At 58.9% G+C, this 18,377-nt stretch carries 17 protein-coding genes and 1 pseudogene; 11 read left to right on the top strand and 7 right to left on the bottom strand.

Annotated elements, in window-relative coordinates; all coding sequences use genetic code 11:
- Positions 1-68 precede the first annotated feature (68 nt).
- Positions 69-1,169, top strand: coding sequence for an acyltransferase family protein (locus ACJO3T_RS14595; RefSeq protein WP_406978914.1), 1,101 nt, complete (start codon positions 69-71; stop codon positions 1,167-1,169).
- A gap of 65 nt (positions 1,170-1,234) precedes the next feature.
- Here ACJO3T_RS14595 and ACJO3T_RS14600 read toward each other — a convergent pair whose 3' ends face one another.
- The 3 genes from ACJO3T_RS14600 to pncB are packed head-to-tail and all read right to left on the bottom strand — an operon-like array spanning position 1,235 to position 4,006.
- Entirely contained in the window at positions 1,235-1,873 is a 639-nt protein-coding gene (locus ACJO3T_RS14600) for an isochorismatase family protein (RefSeq protein WP_406978915.1), read from the bottom strand.
- Between the two features lie 17 nt (positions 1,874-1,890).
- A complete protein-coding gene (gene nadE / locus ACJO3T_RS14605; protein ID WP_406978916.1) occupies positions 1,891-2,763 on the bottom strand; it encodes an NAD(+) synthase in 873 nt (290 codons plus the stop codon).
- A gap of 10 nt (positions 2,764-2,773) precedes the next feature.
- A complete protein-coding gene (gene pncB, locus ACJO3T_RS14610) occupies positions 2,774-4,006 on the bottom strand; it encodes a nicotinate phosphoribosyltransferase (protein ID WP_406978917.1) in 1,233 nt (410 codons plus the stop codon).
- Positions 4,007-4,137: 131 nt separating this feature from the next.
- On the opposite strand from pncB, the gene ACJO3T_RS14615 reads away from it, so the two are divergent.
- Positions 4,138-4,872: an NUDIX hydrolase gene (locus ACJO3T_RS14615; RefSeq protein WP_406978919.1), complete on the top strand. Its 735-nt coding sequence runs from the start codon at positions 4,138-4,140 to the stop codon at positions 4,870-4,872.
- A gap of 210 nt (positions 4,873-5,082) precedes the next feature.
- Entirely contained in the window at positions 5,083-7,209 is a 2,127-nt protein-coding gene (locus ACJO3T_RS14620; protein WP_406978920.1) for a TonB-dependent receptor, read from the top strand.
- Between the two features lie 104 nt (positions 7,210-7,313).
- On the opposite strand, the gene ACJO3T_RS14625 is transcribed toward ACJO3T_RS14620, so the two are convergent.
- Genes ACJO3T_RS14625 through ACJO3T_RS14635 form a run of 3 tightly spaced genes read right to left on the bottom strand, consistent with a single transcriptional unit; the run spans position 7,314 to position 10,203 of the window.
- Positions 7,314-8,339 carry a FecCD family ABC transporter permease gene (locus tag ACJO3T_RS14625; RefSeq protein ID WP_406978921.1) on the bottom strand — a complete coding sequence of 342 codons (1,026 nt, stop codon included), beginning with the start codon at positions 8,337-8,339 and terminating at the stop codon, positions 7,314-7,316.
- A complete protein-coding gene (locus ACJO3T_RS14630) occupies positions 8,336-9,340 on the bottom strand; it encodes a FecCD family ABC transporter permease (RefSeq protein WP_406978922.1) in 1,005 nt (334 codons plus the stop codon). The genes ACJO3T_RS14625 and ACJO3T_RS14630 overlap by 4 nt, the downstream gene beginning before the upstream one ends.
- The gene (locus ACJO3T_RS14635; protein ID WP_406978923.1) at positions 9,334-10,203 is read right to left on the bottom strand and encodes an ABC transporter substrate-binding protein; all 870 of its coding nucleotides are present in this window, start codon (positions 10,201-10,203) and stop codon (positions 9,334-9,336) included. The genes ACJO3T_RS14630 and ACJO3T_RS14635 overlap by 7 nt, the downstream gene beginning before the upstream one ends.
- A gap of 230 nt (positions 10,204-10,433) precedes the next feature.
- Here ACJO3T_RS14635 and ACJO3T_RS14640 point away from each other — a divergent pair, with 230 nt between their 5' ends.
- The 3 genes from ACJO3T_RS14640 to ACJO3T_RS14650 all read left to right on the top strand — a co-directional run bounded on the left by ACJO3T_RS14640 (position 10,434) and on the right by ACJO3T_RS14650 (position 13,387).
- Complete coding sequence (locus tag ACJO3T_RS14640; protein ID WP_406978924.1) at positions 10,434-11,279, top strand: ABC transporter ATP-binding protein; 846 nt, start codon at positions 10,434-10,436, stop codon at positions 11,277-11,279.
- The gene (locus ACJO3T_RS14645; RefSeq protein ID WP_406978925.1) at positions 11,279-12,244 is read left to right on the top strand and encodes a ferredoxin family protein; all 966 of its coding nucleotides are present in this window, start codon (positions 11,279-11,281) and stop codon (positions 12,242-12,244) included. The genes ACJO3T_RS14640 and ACJO3T_RS14645 overlap by 1 nt, the downstream gene beginning before the upstream one ends.
- Positions 12,245-12,310: 66 nt before the next feature.
- Positions 12,311-13,387 carry an SMP-30/gluconolactonase/LRE family protein gene (locus ACJO3T_RS14650; RefSeq protein ID WP_406978927.1) on the top strand — a complete coding sequence of 359 codons (1,077 nt, stop codon included), beginning with the start codon at positions 12,311-12,313 and terminating at the stop codon, positions 13,385-13,387.
- Positions 13,388-13,425: 38 nt separating this feature from the next.
- Here ACJO3T_RS14650 and ACJO3T_RS14655 read toward each other — a convergent pair whose 3' ends face one another.
- Entirely contained in the window at positions 13,426-13,776 is a 351-nt protein-coding gene (locus ACJO3T_RS14655; RefSeq protein WP_406978928.1) for a DUF3703 domain-containing protein, read from the bottom strand.
- A gap of 611 nt (positions 13,777-14,387) precedes the next feature.
- Here ACJO3T_RS14655 and ACJO3T_RS14660 point away from each other — a divergent pair.
- The 5 genes and pseudogenes from ACJO3T_RS14660 to ACJO3T_RS14680 all read left to right on the top strand — a co-directional run.
- Positions 14,388-14,712: pseudogene (locus ACJO3T_RS14660) on the top strand (transposase family protein); the annotation flags it as partial.
- A gap of 189 nt (positions 14,713-14,901) precedes the next feature.
- Positions 14,902-15,543 (top strand): hypothetical protein, encoded by a 642-nt coding sequence (locus tag ACJO3T_RS14665; protein WP_406978929.1) that lies wholly within the window; start codon positions 14,902-14,904, stop codon positions 15,541-15,543.
- A 64-nt stretch (positions 15,544-15,607) separates the two neighbouring features.
- Positions 15,608-16,516: a hypothetical protein gene (locus ACJO3T_RS14670; RefSeq protein ID WP_406978930.1), complete on the top strand. Its 909-nt coding sequence runs from the start codon at positions 15,608-15,610 to the stop codon at positions 16,514-16,516.
- 33 nt (positions 16,517-16,549) lie between these two features.
- The gene (locus tag ACJO3T_RS14675; RefSeq protein WP_406978931.1) at positions 16,550-17,221 is read left to right on the top strand and encodes a patatin-like phospholipase family protein; all 672 of its coding nucleotides are present in this window, start codon (positions 16,550-16,552) and stop codon (positions 17,219-17,221) included.
- Positions 17,222-17,262: 41 nt separating this feature from the next.
- A protein-coding gene (locus ACJO3T_RS14680) for an IS3 family transposase (protein WP_406977608.1) occupies positions 17,263-18,374 on the top strand; the annotation gives its coding sequence in 2 pieces (ribosomal slippage) (positions 17,263-17,524 and positions 17,524-18,374; 1,113 coding nt in all).
- Positions 18,375-18,377 lie beyond the last annotated feature (3 nt).

Consider the following 18,377-nt stretch of genomic DNA (forward strand, 5'->3'; position numbering starts at 1 on the left):
CAGCGTTTTCACGGTATCCAGGCAGGTCAGAGTGACCCGCAAGGAATCCACTTCCCAGGGAGCAGGGCATGTTTACCAGACTGGAATCACTACGCGGGCTGGCCGCCATCATGGTGGTGATCTACCACACCCCGTTCTATATCGAACAACCGTCTCTCTCCCTGATCCGTAACAGCTACCTGTTCGTTGACCTGTTCTTTGTGCTCTCCGGTTTCGTCATGGCCTATGCCTATGGCGACAAAATCCGTGGGGGGATGGGCTTCGGCCAGTACATTGCCCTTCGCCTGGGGCGCCTGTACCCGTTGCACCTGTTTACGCTGATGCTCTGGGTGCCCTATGTGCTCATCAAGCAATACCTGTACGAAACCGGCTTTGGCGGTACCAGCCAGCTTGATGAGAACAACCTGTTCACCTTTATCACCAACCTGCTGATAATCCACGGGCTGGGGGTCAACGAGTCCCTGAGCTGGAACCAGCCGAGCTGGAGTATCAGTACGGAGTTCTTCGCCTATATCGTGTTCTTCGTGACCGCCATTACCGTGGACCGCGGGCGGCGGTTGTGGGTGCCGCTGGCATTGTCGGCCGGGTTGTACGCCACCATTTTCCTGGTGATCCAGCCCGAACAGCTGAAGATCACCTACGACCACGGTTTCATACGCTGCCTGGCGGCCTTCTACCTGGGGATATTCGTCTACCGCCTGAGGGCCTATGGCACCCTGGACAGGCTTTCGTTTGGCCCACTTTCGGCGGTGGAGGGGCTGACCATGGCCGCCATCATCGTGTCTGTCTCCCTCTCCGGCAACCGCTATGCGGCGATCATGGTGGCCATACTCAGTTTTGCCCTGGCGGTGTTTGTGTTTGCCACCCGCAACGGCGGCGCAGTCAGTCGGCTGCTGGACATCGACCTGGTGCGCAAGATCGGGGTGTGGTCTTTCTCCATCTACATGACCCACCGTCTGATCCAGTTTGGCGCCTCCAACGTGTTCGAGTTCATCCTGGAGATTGATCCCAGTGAACCGATGGGGTGGCCTTCGGTGCCCCTGAACCTGCTGTTGCTGGTGGTGGTGATCGGGTTTTCCCGCTACACCTACGAATGGGTGGAGAAACCCTGTCGGGACTGGGTCAAGCACCGGGTCCAGCAGCGGGACCTGCAAAAAGCAGCGGCCTGACGGGGCGCCCCAGTCAGGCCCGGTACAGGGCCGGAGGCCTGACTGGAGCACCCCTGGTAACATCTTCAGGCCAGCAGGCCCTTCACTTCCCGGCTGTCGCTGGCGAAGAGAACGCCCGCCTCACGCATATCGGCAAGTGCTTTTTCAACGGACGCTTCGGCAATGCCCCGGCTGGCGGCCAGGTTGAGGATCACCTCGAACCCTGCGGCCTTGAGCTGCATGACGGTGGTGGCCACGCAGTAGTCCAGGGCCAGCCCGCCGACGATCACCGTGGTCACTTCCTTGCTTTCCAGGAACTCGATGACGCCGGTGCTGCGGGTGTCACCCAGGTCGTGGTAGCAGGCTCCGTAGGGGTGGCAGTCCACGTCCAGCCCCTTGCTGACCATGAAGTCATAGCCGGTAATGGGGTGGGGCAGGCCATCCAGCAACTCGAAGCCCCGGGTGCCCATCATGGCGTGACGGGGCCAGCGGACGTCGATGTTGTCGCCCTCCACCGGGGAGAATACGTCGGCCGGATCGTCGGCAATCCACCGGGCATTGTCCGGGTGGGCATCCCGGGAGCCGATCCGGAACCGGGCCAGGGCGGCATTGGTGTTCAGTTCATCGACGATTTCATCGCCTCCTGGTACCGGCAACTCGTCCGGGCACAGGGGAGTGAAGGTCTTCTGTGCATCCACATCGAAGGCAGCGATGACTCTGTTCATGGCGTTTCCTCCCTTGGTCAGTTGGACGAAGCGGCCACAAAGGGCCCCATGGCGGCGGGCGGGTCCGCGCGCTTGTGCTCCGTTCTCAGGTACTGCGCCTTGATCCTGCGCAGGTCGGCCTCGGCAATGTCCTTACCTTCCAGGAAATCGTCGATCACGTCGTAGGGCATTCCCAGGGCCTCTTCATCGCAGCGTTGTGGCCGCAGGTCCTCCAGGTCGGCCGTGGCCGGCTTTTCATAGAGTTCCGGGCTCGCGCCCAGGGCCTTGGCCAGCAGCCGCACCTGGCGCTTGTTCAGACCCCGCAGTGGCAGCAGGTCGCAGGCGCCGTCGCCCCACTTGGTGAAGAACCCGGTTACGGCTTCGGCGTTGTGGTCGGTACCCACCACCAGGCCGTTGTTCAGGGCGGCGATCTCATACTGTGCGGTCATGCGGACCCGCGCCTTGACGTTGCCCCGTTCGAAGTCGAGGTTGGCCTCCGCGGGACGTTGATCGGCTTCTTCGGCGGCACCGATCACAGCGCCGTGCAGCGCATCGACGGCCGGGCGGATGTCCACGGTGTCGGTCCGGTCAGGGCGGATAAAGCTGATGGAGGCCCGGGCGTCGCTCTCATCGGCCTGGGTGCCGTAGGGCAGGCGTACTGCAATAAAGGTGGCATTTGGGTCGTCCGCCTTCAGACCCTCGATGGCCAACTGGCAGAGCCGGCCCGCCACCAGCGAATCCACGCCGCCGCTGATACCCAGTACCAGGCGGTTACGACCGGCATTGAGCAGGGTTTGCTGCAGGAAGGCTACGCGTGTGTCGATCTCCTGCTGCCAGTTCCGTTCCTCCGTAGGCTGGACGGCCCATTCCCGAAGGATATCCGTAGTGCTCAAGGTCGTGTTGTCGCTCATCATTGTCTCCTTACTCCACGTTGAACCGGGCCTTGAGGTTGGCCAGGTAGACCGGGTCGTTGCACATGCTCTTGCCCGGTTCGTCACTGATTTTCGCGACCGGCATGCCGTCGCATTCCACCATCTTCATCACGATGTTCAGGGGCCGGTACGCCTCGCCGTCAGGCCGGGTGAAGTCCCCCAGGTCGTTGGTCAGGAACGTGCCGATGCCGAAGCTGGTCTGTATCCGTCCCTGGAAGTGTTCAGCGATATCCAGGGCCCGGTCGAAATCGAGGCTGTCGCTGAACACCAGCGTCTTGGTCTTCGGGTCGATGCCGAAGTCCTGGTAATGGCGGATGAACTTCTCGCCCCACACAAACGGGTCGCCGCTGTCGTGACGCACCCCCGAGAACAGGACGGAGAACAGGTAATCGAAGTCCTTCAGGAAGGCATCGGTGGTAATGCAGTCGGTCAGGGCAACCCCGAGCCGTCCCCGGTAGACCTGGTTCCAGACCTCCAGGGCCTCCTTCTGGGACCGGGACACGTTCACGAAGGCCTGGTGCGCCTGCAGGTATTCGTGGGCCATGGTGCCAATTGGCGTCAGGCCGTATTCCCGGGCCAGGTGGTAGTTGCTCGAACCGATAAAGTTGTCCGGCATGGCGCGGGTCAGGTAGGCCACCACATCCCTCTGTACCTTATAGGAGAACCGTCGCCGGGTACCGAAATCCGCAAACCGGAAGTTGCTGATCCGCCGGCGGTCCAGCTCCGCCTGCAGGTGGGCCACCTTGCGGTAGAGCACTTCCCGGAACACTTCCTCGTCCACCATGCCGTAGCGGTTACGGTTGCGGACCTCGCTGACAACCGCCAGTACCGGAATCTCGAACAGGATGGTATAGAGCCAGGGACCTTCCGCCCGGATCACCAGCTCGCCATCCTCCACCCGCACGGTGACATAGCGGCGGGGATCAAAGCGGAACTGGCGCAGGAAGTCGATGTACGCCGGCTTCAGGAAGGGGATGCGGCTGAGGTACAGGAGCTGGTCATCGGTGAAGGTGACACCTTCCAGGGCGTAGATGCCTTCCCGGATCTCACCGGCGAACTCCGCCAGGTTTTCGTCCGTGCGGCAGCGGAATTCGTACTTCACCTGTATCGCCGCGTACTTCTCGAACACCACCTGCTGCATGTGCAGTTTGTAGGCGTCGGTGTCCATGGCACTGGTGATCAACTGGTCACGAAACAGTTCCTTGCTGACGGTGGTGTTCATGGGGTCGGCTTCCTTTCGTCAATTCATTTGACCATTAATCTATAGCGGCGGTTTTTAATTGTCAAACAGTTTGACTAAAAAAATCCGATTGCTATCCTGTGGTCTGTCACAATACCAACCGGAGACACTGAATGGTTGTTACCCTCGACTTTATCTGCCTGCGACTGAACCCGGATTCCGGGCAACCGGAAGTCATGCTCCAGCAACGCCAGCGGGGCCCGGAGAAGGGCCGTGATGCCCTGGTGGGAGGCTGGGTGTGGGAGCAGCCGGTAGAAGAAGGGGGAGAGTTCGATGAGACCCTGGACGATGCGGTTACCCGCATCATGCGGCAAAAGGTCGGCCCGATGCCGAGCTACCTGGAGCAGGTGAGGGTGGAAGGCAGCCTTCAGCGGGATCCGACGCTGGGGTGGTCGGTCACCATCCCCCACCTGTGTCTGTTTAACCGGGACGACACCGAGTCCCTTCAGACCCGGGAGGGCATTCGCTGGGCCCCGCTGGCGTCGATCCTCGAGGGTGGGTGCCCCTTGCCGTTCGACCACCGTACCCTGGTGGCCAACGCCTACGACGCCTTCCTCAACAAGATCAAGTACTCGTCACTCCTGCTCTACCTGTTACCGGAGAAGGTGGCGGTCAGCCAGATCGTGGATGCCTACGACACCTTTGGTATCCGCGTTACCAAACAGACCGTTTTCAGTCGATGGGTGAACCCCGGCCTGTTGGTGGATACCGGCGAGAGAAAATCCCTGGGCGCCCGGGGGCAGGCCTCCAAGCTTTACCGGCTTGAGGAGGACTCGCTGTCCTACTTCGACAGTGAGATCGGCAAGAGCTACGGGGCACGGTCAGCCAGGACCGCTACCGCGGACTGAACAGGAGCACCCGAAAACCGGCACCGTGCCTGGAAGGATCGGTCCTCCCGGAATCCTGGAACCGCCCTGATATCCGTCGATATTCCTGGCCGGGCCTGCCTTTTCTTGCAAATGTAAATGATAACGGTTACCGTTCGTGCCGAATTCGTTGGCCCGTTTTACTGTTCGAGACGGCCAGCAGGCACAATCCACGAAGAACGGAACCAGATTATGACGTTGTTGAACTCCAGGTCACTGCTCCTTGCGTCGGGCATCACCGCTCTGGCGCCGGCCATCGGCCATACCCAGGAAACCGGTAGTGAGGATTTCACCGCCTCTGCCATGCCGGAACTTGTGATTTCCGCCACCCGTAACCGCGCCACGGTCAACCAGACGCCCCAACGGACCAGGATCATCTCGCGGGAGGAAATCGAGCAGCAACTGGCCATTTCCGATGACCCCGGGCAGGTGCTCAGCAACCTGATTCCGTCCTATTCACCGGGCCGGCAGAAGCTCACCAACGCCGGTGAAACCCTGCGGGGCAGGGCGCCGCTGTTCATGGTGGATGGTGTACCCCAGACCAATCCGCTGCGGGACAGTGCCCGGGACAGCTACACCATCGATATGGACATGGTCGAGCGGATCGAGGTGATCTACGGTGCCAGCGCGGAGCATGGCCTGGGCGCCACCGGCGGTATCATCAACTTCGTCACCCGGGAGCCGGATAGTGGCAGCCTGAAGCAATCGGTAACGGCCAAGGTGACCACCGATGACGATGTCAGCTCGGATGGCCAGGGTTACAAGCTGGGCTACCGGCTGAGTGGGCAGTCCGGTCAGTGGGACTACCTGGCCGGGGCCAGCTTCCAGGAGCGGGGCGTGTATTACGATGGCAAGGATGAGCCCATCGGCATTGCCTATCCCGGTGAGATCCAGAACTCCCAGAGTTACGACCTGCTGGCGAAGGTGGGCTACTGGATCGATGATAACCAGAATGTCGAGTTTTTCGTCAATCGCTTCGACCTGGAAGGGGGCGACGACTACCGCCCGGTGTCCGGTGACCGCGACAACGGTATTCCCACCACAGCGGAGAAAGGGGACCTTCCCGGAGACCCTGGCTACAACGAAGTCACCACTGCACGGCTGTCCTACAGTCACGCCGACTGGCTGGGCAATGAGGTGGACGCACAGCTATACAGCCAGGCCTTCCGGGCCCAGTTCGCCACCACGCCGTACTTCCCTTACGAGGATGGAAACGGTAACACCCAGTATGACCAGACCCGGAACGAATCCGACAAGCTGGGGGCGAAGTTCACCCTGACCCGGGGCGGCCTGTTCAATGATCACCTCAGCCTGACCACCGGCCTGGACCTGCTGCAGGATGAAACCCAACAGGTGCTGGTGCATACGGACCGGGTGTACGTGCCGAAATCCCGCTTCCGCAATGTGGCGGCGTTCCTCCAGGGTGACATCAAGGTGACCGACCGGCTCAGCCTGCATACCGGTGTACGCCAGGAGCATGCGGAACTGGACGTGGACACCTACCAGACCATCGACCGCAGCAACGTCACCCAGGACAACGTGACCGTGGAAGGCGGCAAGCCGGACTTTGACGAGACCCTGTTCAATGGTGGCCTGATCTACCAGGTGACGGACTGGGCCCAGGTGTATGCCAACTACTCCGAAGGTTTCGGCATGCCGGACGTGGGTCGTGTACTGCGGGGTATCAGCACGCCTGGCCAGGATGTGGACACCCTGCTGGAGCTGCAGCCCATCGTTACCGAGCAGCGTGAAATCGGCGCCCGGTTTGACTGGGATCGTTATGAGCTGGAAGTGAGCTACTACGAGTCGGACTCCGACTATGGCGAGCGGCTGACCGAGGAAAACGGCGTCTGGGTCGGTAATAGGGAAAAAACCGAGATCAAGGGGGCGGAGATCACCGCCAGTGCCCGGGTCACCGACCAGCATAAACTGGGCGCGTCCTACACCTACACGGACGGTGAATCGGATACCGATGGCGACGGCGATGTGGACACCGAGCTCACCGGCATCAATATTCCGCCGCAGACCGTAAAACTGTCCTGGTCCGCCGCCTGGGCGCCGGTGCTGTCCAGTCACCTGCAATACAGCCACTTCCTGGACCGCAACGTGGATAACGACGAACTGGACTTCGATGGCTATGGCCTTCTGGACGGCTCCGTTGTCTACCGCAGCCCGGTGGGCCAGGTATCCCTGGGCATCGAGAACCTGCTGGATACGGACTACTTCACCTACTATTCACAGGCCGCCCGTGTCAGTGATGACTACTATTTCCGGGGCCGTGGCCGGACGGTCAGCCTGGGTTACCAACTCGATTTCTGAGGGTTGGGAGCCTGTGCGGCAACGCTGCCCGCACAGGCTCCACTGTACCTTGCCTTTCTTTATCGGGGCCGCTCAGGGCCCCTTTTTTATTGCCTGGTTCCCGCCTACCGTCTCATCCGATAAAGCAGGTACACGAAGAACGGCGCACCGATCCCCGACACGAAGATCCCCGCCGGCAGGTCCCTTGGCAGGAACGCCATCCGTCCCACCAGGTCCGCACACACCAGGATAATGGCGCCGGTGAAGGCCGTCAGCATCACCAGTCCCGGATGCCCAGAACGCACCATGCGCCGGGCCAGGTGAGGGGAGATCAGCCCCACGAATCCCAGTGCGCCCACATGGGCCACCGAGGCCCCGGTCAGGGCGACGGCCATCAGGAGGAACAACAGCCGGTGGCGCTGCACGGCGCTGCCCAGTCCCTGGGCGGCGATATCGCCCATGGCCTGGATATCCAGGTGGCGGGCCTTGGCCAACACGATGGGCAGGCAGACCAGCAGCCAGGGGGCCAGACCCAGCACATCGTGCCATTGAGCAGCGTACAGGCTGCCGGTCAGCCAGATAAAGGCGGTCATGGCGGTGGTGTCGGGGCTGATCACCAGCAAAAGGGTGGTCAGGGCGCCCAGGCCCGCCGCCAGGCCAACCCCCACCAGCACCAGACGCCCCGGGCTGATGCCCTTGTACCAGGTCAGCGTTACCAGCAGGCCGGCAACGGCCAGGGCGCCGGCTATGGCGGCAGGTACCAGCCAGGCCGCGCTGGACAGCCACAGGCACAGTACGGCAGCGGCGGAGGCCCCGCTGGAGATGCCAATCACGTCCGGTGAGGCCAGGGGGTTGCGAACCAGTCCCTGCAGGATCAGGCCGGCGATGCCCAGGGAGGCCCCCGCCAGGATCGCCATAAGCACCCGGGGCAGCCGTATTTCCATCACCACCAGCCGCAGGCCGGGATCGTCCCCGGCCACCAGGGCCGACATCGCCTCCAGCCACGACGCCGGATGGCTGCCCGTGCCCAGGGACAGGCCGGCCACCAGTACCAGCGCCAGGCCCATGGCCGTGGTGACCGTCAGGGTGTGCGGATTCAGTTTCAGTGACCAGCGGTCGTCAGGGGCGCGGAGCACCATTGGTCGTGTCATGTCAGGCTCCGGGTCTTGCGGGCCAGGTGGAGGAACAGTGGTGTTCCCAGCAGGGCGGTGACCACCCCCACCGGGATTTCCTGGGGCGGGATCACCAGCCGGGCGACGGTGTCGGCGATCAGCAGCAGGGCCGCCCCGATCAGCGCGGAGGTGGGCAGCAGCCAGCGGTGGTCAGTACCGAAGATGGCCCGGGCGATATGGGGCACGATCAGCCCGACAAACCCGATCAGCCCGGCAATGGCCACGGCGGTGCCGGCCAGGGCGATCACCAGCACCACGCAGAGCAGCCGTGTGCGAACCACATTCAGGCCCAGGCCCTGGATCACCTCGTCATCCATGCCCAGCAGGTTGAGTTGACGTGCGATCAGGAGCGTTATCACGATGGCCACTGCGATGATGGGCAGAAGGGCAGCCACCGAATCCAGTGAACGACCGGATACCGATCCGGCGAGCCAGAACAGCAGACTCTCCAGCCGGTCCTGATTCATGATCAGCAGGCCCTGGGAAAAAGACACGAACAGGGCCGTGATGGCGACACCGGCCAGTACCGTTCGTACCGGCGAGAGCCCCTGGCCAGGTTCCTGGCCGAGGGTGAAGACGAATCCCGCAGCCACCCCGGCCCCGAGGAAGGCGAGCCAGATCAGGTCCGATGGCAATGACAGAGAGAACAGGGTGGCGCCGGCCACCACGAAGAACAGGGCGCCCGCGTTGATGCCGAGGATGCCCGGCGACGCCAGGGGGTTGCGGGTGAGGGACTGCATCAGCACTCCGGCAACGGCCAGTCCGGCGCCCACGGCAACCGCCACCACGGTCCGGGATACCCGTTCGGACCGGATGACCAGGTGCTGTATGTTGCCGGCATCATAGGCCAACAGACTGTCCAGCAGGGTGCTGAGGGTCACCGGAATATTGCCGTACACCAGGCTGGCCACCGCTGCCAGGGCCAGGAGCAGCAGGCAGGTCAGGCCGCCGGCGGATCGGGCGAGGGCGGAGTTCAGCATAGGATGCAGCCTTCCGAGACACCGTCCTCAAGCCCGTAGTGGTCGTACAGGTCGTCCAGCAGACGATGGGCGGCGATAATGCCGGCGCCCATGTTCCAGGTCACCGGGTCCACCTGGAACACCTGGTTACGGCGCACGGCACTAAGGTTTTCCCACAGCGGGTGGGAGGTCCAGTCCTCGTAGGTCCGCTGTATGGCCGGATCATCCAGCATGAAGATAAACACGGCGTCGGCATCCATGGCGGGAATGCTTTCCTGGCTGGTCAGCTTGATGCCCCAGCTCTCCTTGCGGTGGGCCGGAGGCGCCAGGAAACCCAGTTCGTCCAGCACCTGCCTGGCGAAACCCTGGTAATAGATACGGGCATGGTCGCCACGGAAACTCAGGATGGCCACCTCCATGGGCCATTGGTCGCCCAGCTTCTTCCGGATACGGCCCTGGAAGTCCTCAACCCTGGCATCCCACTCATCCAGCAGGGTCCGGGCCCTGTCGGTCCGCCCGGTAGCCTGGGCAAGCATCCCAAGCAACGACCGGAAGTCATAGACGTCTTCCGCAATCACGGTGGGGGCGATCTGATCGAGTAGGGGGTAGACCTCGTAATGGCGATACCGGGCACCCACGATCAGATCCGGCTGCAGCCAGGCGATGCCCTCCAGGTCGGGCTGGGTCTCCATGCCCAGCATCCTGGGCTGGCCCAGGCGGTCGCCCAGGTAGTCGTAGATGGGCTTCTGTGTCCAGGATTCCACCATGCCGACGGGCCGGATGCCCAGGGCGGCGAGACTGTCGGACGCCCCCTGGTAGAGGGACACCACCCGCAACGGGGTGCCAGTGATGGTGGCGGTGCCCAGCGAATGTCGCACTTCCACGGCATGATGATTAGCTCCGGATACCACGGAACCGGCACTGAAGGTAAGCAAAAACAAAAGGATAAGAGTAGGTCTTAAAGTGAAAAGCACGGGCGGGTCGAATGGCTCCAGGGCAGCACAGTTATTGTAAATGAGAATTGGTAATAATATCATTGCTCCATCGGATAAAGCGACATTATCCAGTCATAACTACCCAGCCATAACGACTCAGCCATAGCTGCCCACACTTTATGAACCAATCCACGACGCCACGTGTTCTCTACGGTGACTCCCTGACCGTTGGTTATGGGGAACGCCCCGTCCTGGCGAATGTGGATTTCACCCTGGAACCCGGCAAGCTCACCGTACTCCTGGGGCCCAACGGGTGCGGCAAGTCCACCTTGCTGAAAACCCTGGCCAGGACCATGACACCGGACGGGGGACGGGTGCTGCTGGATGGCAACGATATCCATCGCCAGTCAACCCGGGCCGTGGCGCGTATGCTCGGGATACTGCCGCAAAGTCCCACGGCACCGGATGGCCTGACGGTCCGTGAGCTGGTGGCGCTCGGACGCTTTCCCTACCAGTCCATGCTGCGCCAGTGGTCCCGCCGCGATCAGGAAGCGGTGGAGGCCGCCATGGCGGAGGTGGCTGTCACCCAGTTCGCCGACCGACCGGTGGATAGCCTCAGCGGGGGCCAGCGACAGCGCTGCTGGATCGCCATGGTGCTGGCCCAGGAGACCGGCCTTCTGCTGCTGGACGAACCCACGACGTTTCTCGACCTGAAGGTCCAGGTGGATCTGTTGGAACTGCTGGCCACCATGACCCATAAAGGCGGCCGTACCTTGCTGGTGGTGCTCCACGATCTGAACCTGGCCGCGGCCTATGCCGACACGCTGGTGATGATGAAGGCCGGCGAGATCCGCCATCGAGGGACGCCATCGGCCACCTTCACCTCGTCCAACCTGAAAGAGGTGTTTGACCTGGACGCCCGGATTGTCGCCGATCCGAATTCGGGCCGCCCGGTCTGCATCCCGATACGACCGGGTTACGTCGCCGCACCGGAACCAACCGAAGCCAGTGTGGTAACCGGATAATGGATAACCCGAAGCAGTTCTGCGCCGTTGAAAGCGTCAGGGCAGGGGATCCGTTACCGGGCACGGCCACCCATCCTGAACGCAACCTGCTGCTGAGCTGGCCCCGCCGCTACTGGGAGCGCAACCTGCGTCACGCCAGTAATATGGCGCCGTCGCTGGTTACCCGGCTGGATAGCCTCGCCGCCAGCGGTCGGCGGGTTAACCTGATCTACCGTCGTCAGGAGCCCGAAGATATCCATCGGATACTGCTGTTTCCGGAACGCCTGGCGTTCGTCATCACACCGGACCGACTTGAAGACTTCCTGGAGGATGTACAGCAGGGCCATGACCTTGCGCCATGGGCGGGCCGCCCGGTGAACAATCCGGTGATGCTGTGCTGCACCCACGGCAAGAAGGACAAGTGTTGCGCAAAATTCGGGTACGACACCTACCGGGCGCTTCAGGCCGAGATCGCGCAGCGGGAGCTGCCGGTGGATCTCTGGGAAAGCTCTCACCTCGGGGGCTGCCGGCTGGCGGCGAGCCTGATCACGTTTCCATCCAGGCGTAAATATGGCCGCATCGGCCGTGATCACACGCGGGCGTTACTGGAGCACGAAATCCGTGGCCGGGCCTATCTACCGTGCTATCGGGGCAACGGCGGGCTGACGCCGCCACAGCAGTGTGCCGAAACCGCGGCACTGGAATGGCTGGCACGCCATGAGATCAACGCCGAAGCCCTGGTGGTTGAGCCAATCCCACCGGAACAGACTGGCGAGGATGTGGAGGTTCGTGTCCGCTGGACGTCCGGATCCGACGCTGGTGTACTGGTTGCCCAATGCGCACAACGGGAAGTACAGCGTGTGGATACCTGCGCCGATCTGGAGGAGGGGCCTACCAGTTCCTGGTGCTGGATGGTGTCGGCGATTACCCTGGAGCCTCCCGAGGTCACCAACGCCTCGCAGATTTCCTGCTCGGAAAAGCATTGAGTTTGCCCCGGTCGCCGGGCGGAAGGAGCGACCGTCGACAACAACAAATCAGTAGAAAGGATGCCTATGAAACGCTTGCTAGTGCCTGTTGTGTTCGTCCTCCTCGCGGTTGTTCTCTGGGTGCTGTTCTGGCCGTCACCGGTGGATTCCGTGGCTTACCAACCGCCCAAGGCACCCCCGATGACGGGGCCACTGAAACCCAATAACACGTTGCAGCAGGCCGATCTACTCGCTGTGGGCGAGTTGGTCGGGCCCGAAGACGTGGCGGTGGACGACCAGGGCAGGGTATACGGGGGTACTCACACCGGCTCCATTATGAGAGTCGGTCGGGATGGCAGCGTCGAGGACTGGGTTCAAACCGGTGGGCGTCCGCTGGGACTCGAATTTGATGCAGCAGGCAACCTTATCGTCTGTGATGCCTGGAAGGGGCTGTTGTCCATCTCTCCGGAGGGGGACATCACCGTGCTTGCCACCGAGGCCGATGGCGTACCCTTCGCCTTTACCGATGACCTGGACATTGCGGCGGATGGCACCATCTACTTCTCCGATGCGAGCAGCCGCTTCAATCAGCCGGACTACAAACTCGACCTGCTGGAGGCGCGACCCCACGGCCGCCTGCTGAAGTACGAGCCCTCGACCGGTGAAACCACGGTGCTGATGGAGGATCTGTACTTCGCCAATGGTATCGCGGTGGATCCGGACGAAGCGTTTGTCCTGGTCAACGAAACCTATCGCTATCGGGTGCAGCGTTTCTGGCTCAGTGGCGAGAAGGCAGGGCAAAGTGAACTCTTCGTCGATAACCTGCCAGGGTTTCCGGACGGCATCTCCCGGGGCCCAAGCGGGCGTTTCTGGGTAGCCCTGGCAACGCCGCGTAACGCAACGGTTGATCGCATTCATCCGACTCCCTGGATCAAGAACGTCGTGGCCAAGCTGCCCGACGCGATCCAGCCGCAGGCGCAACGCTATGGCTTCGCCCTGGCCCTGGACGAAAATGGCGAGATCCTGACCAGCCTGCATGATCCCTCCGGGGAGCACCTGCAGGAAATCACCTCGGTGGAGGTGTATGGCGACGACCTGTATTTCGGCACGTTGCACAACGACCGAATCGGTCGCTTGCCATTGAGTGAGGTCACCGGTCTGTAGGCTAACGCTGGTGTCCGGCTGGTGACCGGGGCGCGAGGCTACTGGTCGCTCACTTTCTTCAGCACATGAGCCAGGTCTTCAGGCAGAGGCATTGGTTCAAATGGACTGACGTTGGCGCGCCCCGTATTGCCAATAGGAACCCAGATACGGGAAAACAGCAACGCTGCAATGGCCCGGGTCAGTTGTCCCAGTACCTCCCGAAAGTCATGGGTGCGCCAACCAAGTCTGAGCATGCGCAGATGAGTCGCAGCATGGGCCAGTGCAAATCGCTGGCTCAGGATATGGGCCCGCTCAAGGTGGGTGAAGGCCTTCGGGAAATTACCCAGTTCCTCAGCCTTATGCGCGGCAGCAAGCTCCGCGTGGTAGAAGTGCTTCAGTTCACTTTGCATAGCTTGTCCTTTACACGGATGGAAAGGCTTCTCAGGCTTGAAGCTATGGAAGTAGGTTAAAGCTTGTAGCTGCTACAGGGTCAACGTCGATGAATGAGAAAAGCAAAGGGGATATGGGTGTTGAGATCCTGGTCAGGGGCTTATGAGTCAAACGACGCGATAACTCCGGTAATCCCTCAGAATGTGCCTGCTGCTTTTCACAGATTGAAATCGGCTTAACAGGGGCCTGAGCCGGTACTACTGAATATTTGCATTTAAAGAACGAGGGGAAACTCAGACCTCAGAGAAAACGGGCTGTTACGAGAGGTTTAAAGTTAAGTGAAACTTTTCATTAAAGCTAACGAAGAAATTCCCGGAAAAATTAAAGCTAATAATGAAATTTATTGACCGAACACTGTTATTAAACAGGGTGTTACGGCCCACTTCTAGTTAATGATAGTTCCTTTGCTGATAAAGGAGTGTCCAAGGTGGAGAGATTCGAAGTCATAACCGGAGTGCAGCGTCGTCGTAGGTTTTCAGCTTAAGAGAAGGCGGTGATGGTTGCTGAGTGTTAGCGACCCGGCATGTCAGTATCGCTTGTGGCCCGACGTCATGGTATATCAGCGAGCCTACTGCTCCGTGTGGCCTTCAGCCTGGATTGCTGCGATCGGGAGCTGATGCCGTAGGTTGCAAAGATCGGTGGCACACCCCTGAGATGGTTCAGGACTTGTTGTTGGAGAGGTTGGAATACCGTCTCGGGCACTCAGAAAGGGCACCACACCCGCTGGAATGGTCGACGGATAACGGCAGTTGCTACATCGCCAGAGAAACCCGGGCCTTCGCTTCCTCTCTGGGCTTGGTGGTCTGTACTACACTCGTCAGAATCCTCAGAGCAACGGTATGGCTGAGGCCTTCGTAAAGACTTTCAAACGGGACTACGTTTACCTGAACGATCTTTGTAAACATCCCCGCTACAGCGGTTCCTACACCAGCGCTTGAATCCATTGTGTGACAATTTGGTGTGCAGTGTTGAAAATACTGAATTGTCAGTCTAGATTTAAAACCTATCTATCCATTCCGAGGAACCTTCCGGCTCCGCTCTCCATTGGCAGTGTTGAGTTATATCGTCTCAGGGCGTGAGATTTTATGACTTCACATCGATTTTTGACTTTTGTTGAGGATGTTTCCGCTACAAGTTCTGTCGCTGGCGAATCTAGCGAGGCAGGAAAGGTCATTGAATTATATAGAAAACACTCCGGGAAAGACCCGACGCACCTGGTGTGGCTCGATGGTATTGAGGAAGCTTACTTTAGTTCTTTGTCTTGGATTGGCACCCCATGTAAATCTAGTTCGCAATCAGATCGGGACCAACGCAGAAATCATCTTAATTCTCTGGATTCAAAAAAGTTATCCGTGTTCTTGTTAGCGCTTCATAAAGAGGGTAACTCGGCATTTTATGATGAGTTGACTGAAGGAGCTTGGCTAGAGATCAGTATTTTCAATTCGAAAGAAACTGAAAGTGTTCCGGGTCACCAGTCGGCAGACTACGAGCAGGAAACGGTCGAAGTTGTATGGACCCTTTTTGATAGCCGTGTTGAAAAGCCTGTGTTATCAAAACTCAGGAATGTTTTTTGCCTGGATCACCTGGATGAGGCCGACTTTAATTTCCACAAGCCCATTAACTATCAGTTTGTCCCTTACAAAAATTCGCGGGTCGTTTTCCGAGAAATCGATGAAGGAACCGCGTCAGGTGTCCATCATTTTGCACGTAGGCCGAGAGAGGTTTAGGCCCCACGTGCTTTTTCGTTTTTCTCTGATGGGCTCTCCGGCAGAACGTTGAGGAAATTTTGCCATGCCCAAACATCACTCAATCGTCACCTCACTGGAATGTCTGATTCAAGTGGGAGGTGAGCTGCATGATCAACTCACGAAAAACCTCGCGAATGGTTACTTAACAGGTATTCGGCTTGTAGACGTTGGGCAAGGTGACTGCTTTGCAATTACTGCCATGAGGGATGGCACACAGTTCCCCTTAATGTATCTAGACTATGGGGGTTTAATGGATCATCCAGATCGAGAAGACTCAGAGCGCACAAAACGTCGAATGCCAGTGAACCATAAATTTGGTAAAAGCGTCATCGTTCTCTCTCATTGGGATAAAGATCATTATTGGTCCGCTAAATGCAAAAACACCGATGCTAAAAAGTCAATGTGGCTTGTTCCGAACCAATGGGTTTCGCCACAAGCTGCTAAGTTCTCTGCTGAACTTGAAAATGCTTTCAGGTGGCCGGAGAATTTTGAAGAAAATGTTATAGGGATAAGCCTTCGGGATCATACTATCCTCATAAGGAAATGCGGTAAGCGCAACAAAGAGGTTCCTTATGAGGATCGAAATTTAACAGGCCTCGCCGTTACGATTCACGGCCCCGAAGTGACTGAATCGTCACAAGCTGTCCTCCCCGGTGACTGCCCGTTGAATCGAATACCTAACTTACCAAGCGCAAAAATTTCATTACTTGCCGCACCTCACCACGGCTCTAAAAAGGGTTTGAAGCATTTCACAATTTTTTGCCAAGCGTACATGGACGCGGATTCCTTGATGCTGATCTCATACGGAAAAAATCATTTTGGACACCCGGATCCCTCTGTGAAGAGAGTATTTCCCGGGGACCAAATCGAGAGCAACAAAAGCCGCGAGTTGGACCAAGAGCATCTCTATACTGAGATTGAGCTAGCCAAGTACCTACCTCCTCAGTCTTGAACAAGACAACGACCCAACATCGAGAGGTGATCTATGGATGGACGTAAAATTGGTCTGGCGCTTTCAGGCGGAGGCTACAGGGCGACTCTTTTCTGTCTTGGCAGTCTCTGGCGCTTTAATGATGCTGGCCTACTCCGTCAGCTGGACACTATTACCAGTGTCTCCGGCGGGGCAATCACGGCGGGCTATCTTGCTTTGAGATGGGACGATCTCGATTTTGAGGAGGTAGGTAATAAATCAGGAGCTGCAAATTTTCGAGCGGTTATCGCGAAACCACTTATTCAGTTCACACAGAATAAAATCGACATTCCATCAGCTATAAAAGGCATGATCTTGCCAACCAGTAGTGTTGGCGACCAACTTTTAAGGCAATATGAGTCGCTTCTATTTGGTGACACTAGGCTCGACAGTATTCTCAACGAGAGAGCACCTCAGTTCGTATTTTACGCGACAAACTACGACACGGGCGTGAGTGTCCGAATAAGTAAAGACTGTCTCAGGGACTGGCGTATCGGGAAGGTTGTAGATCATGGTCTCACCGTCGCTCAAGCCGTCTGCATTTCCAGTAGTTTTCCTCCATTCTTCGCCCCGATCGTTGTGAAAAGCCAAGACTGGATCTGGGAGAGCACTAAATATTCCGATCTTCACGAAATAGAGCAACTCAAAAGGGAATGTAACCATCCCCTAAAATCGGTGCATGCGTAATTAGAGTTCTCCGGCCTACAATGAGGCAAACGGAGAACGACATGAAGAAATCACGGTACAGCGAGTCCCAGATCGTCAAGATCCTGAAGGAGGTCGAGGGCGGTCGCCTGGTCAAGGAAGTCTGCCGGGAGTACGGCATCTCCGATGCGACCTACTACAACTGGAAATCCAAGTACGGCGGCATGGAAGCCTCTGATGTGAAGCGCCTCAAGGAGCTTGAAGAGGAAAACCGCCGGCTGAAGCAGATGTACGCGGAGCTGAGCCTGGATCACAAACTGCTCAAGGATGTGATCGAAAAAAAGCTGTAAAGCCAGCCGTTCGACGAGAACTGGTGGATTACCTCAAGCAGGCTCACGGCGTCAGCATTCGCAGAGCCTGTCGAATCGCTGGCATCAGTGACTCTGTGTACCGGTATCGGCCGGATACTTCCCGGGATGAACCAGTGATTGCAGCGCTTCAGAGCGCGACTGAACGCTATCCCGCCTACGGCTTCAGCAAACTGTTCAAGGTGCTGCGACGCTGGGGTCACGGATGGAATCACAAGCGGGTACACCGGCTGTATTGTGCACTCAACCTGAATAAACGACGACGGGGTAAGAAACGACTCCCGACCCGAAACCCGGAGCCATTGAGCGTACCAGTCACCGTTAATCGGTGCTGGTCGATGGATTTCATGAACGACAGTCTGTTCTGTGGTCGCCGGTTCCGCACTTTCAACGTGGTGGACGATTTTAACCGGGAGGTACTGGCCATCGAGATCGACCTTAATTTGCCGGCCCCACGGATCATCCGGGTTCTGGAGCGCATCATCGCCTGGCGAGGCTACCCGGCCAGATTGCGAATGGATAACGGCCCGGAGTTCATCTCCATCGCCCTGGCAGATTGGGCGGAACAGCACGGCATATCGCTGGAGTTTATTAAGCCAGGGAAGCCGACTCAGAACTCCTACGTGGAGCGCTTCAACCGAACTTACCGGGACGAGATCCTGAACATGTATGTCTTCCGGAACCTCACCGAAGTCCGAGAACTGACCGAGTCCTGGATAACGGAATACAACGATGAGCGTCCCCACGATTCACTGGAAGACCTGACGCCATGGGAATACCTGGCGAAACACCAACGGGCGGAAAACTCTAATCAGCGGTGCAACTGAAAC

It is taken from the genome of Marinobacter shunpengi, from assembly GCF_045449715.1.
GTDB lineage: Bacteria > Pseudomonadota > Gammaproteobacteria > Pseudomonadales > Oleiphilaceae > Marinobacter.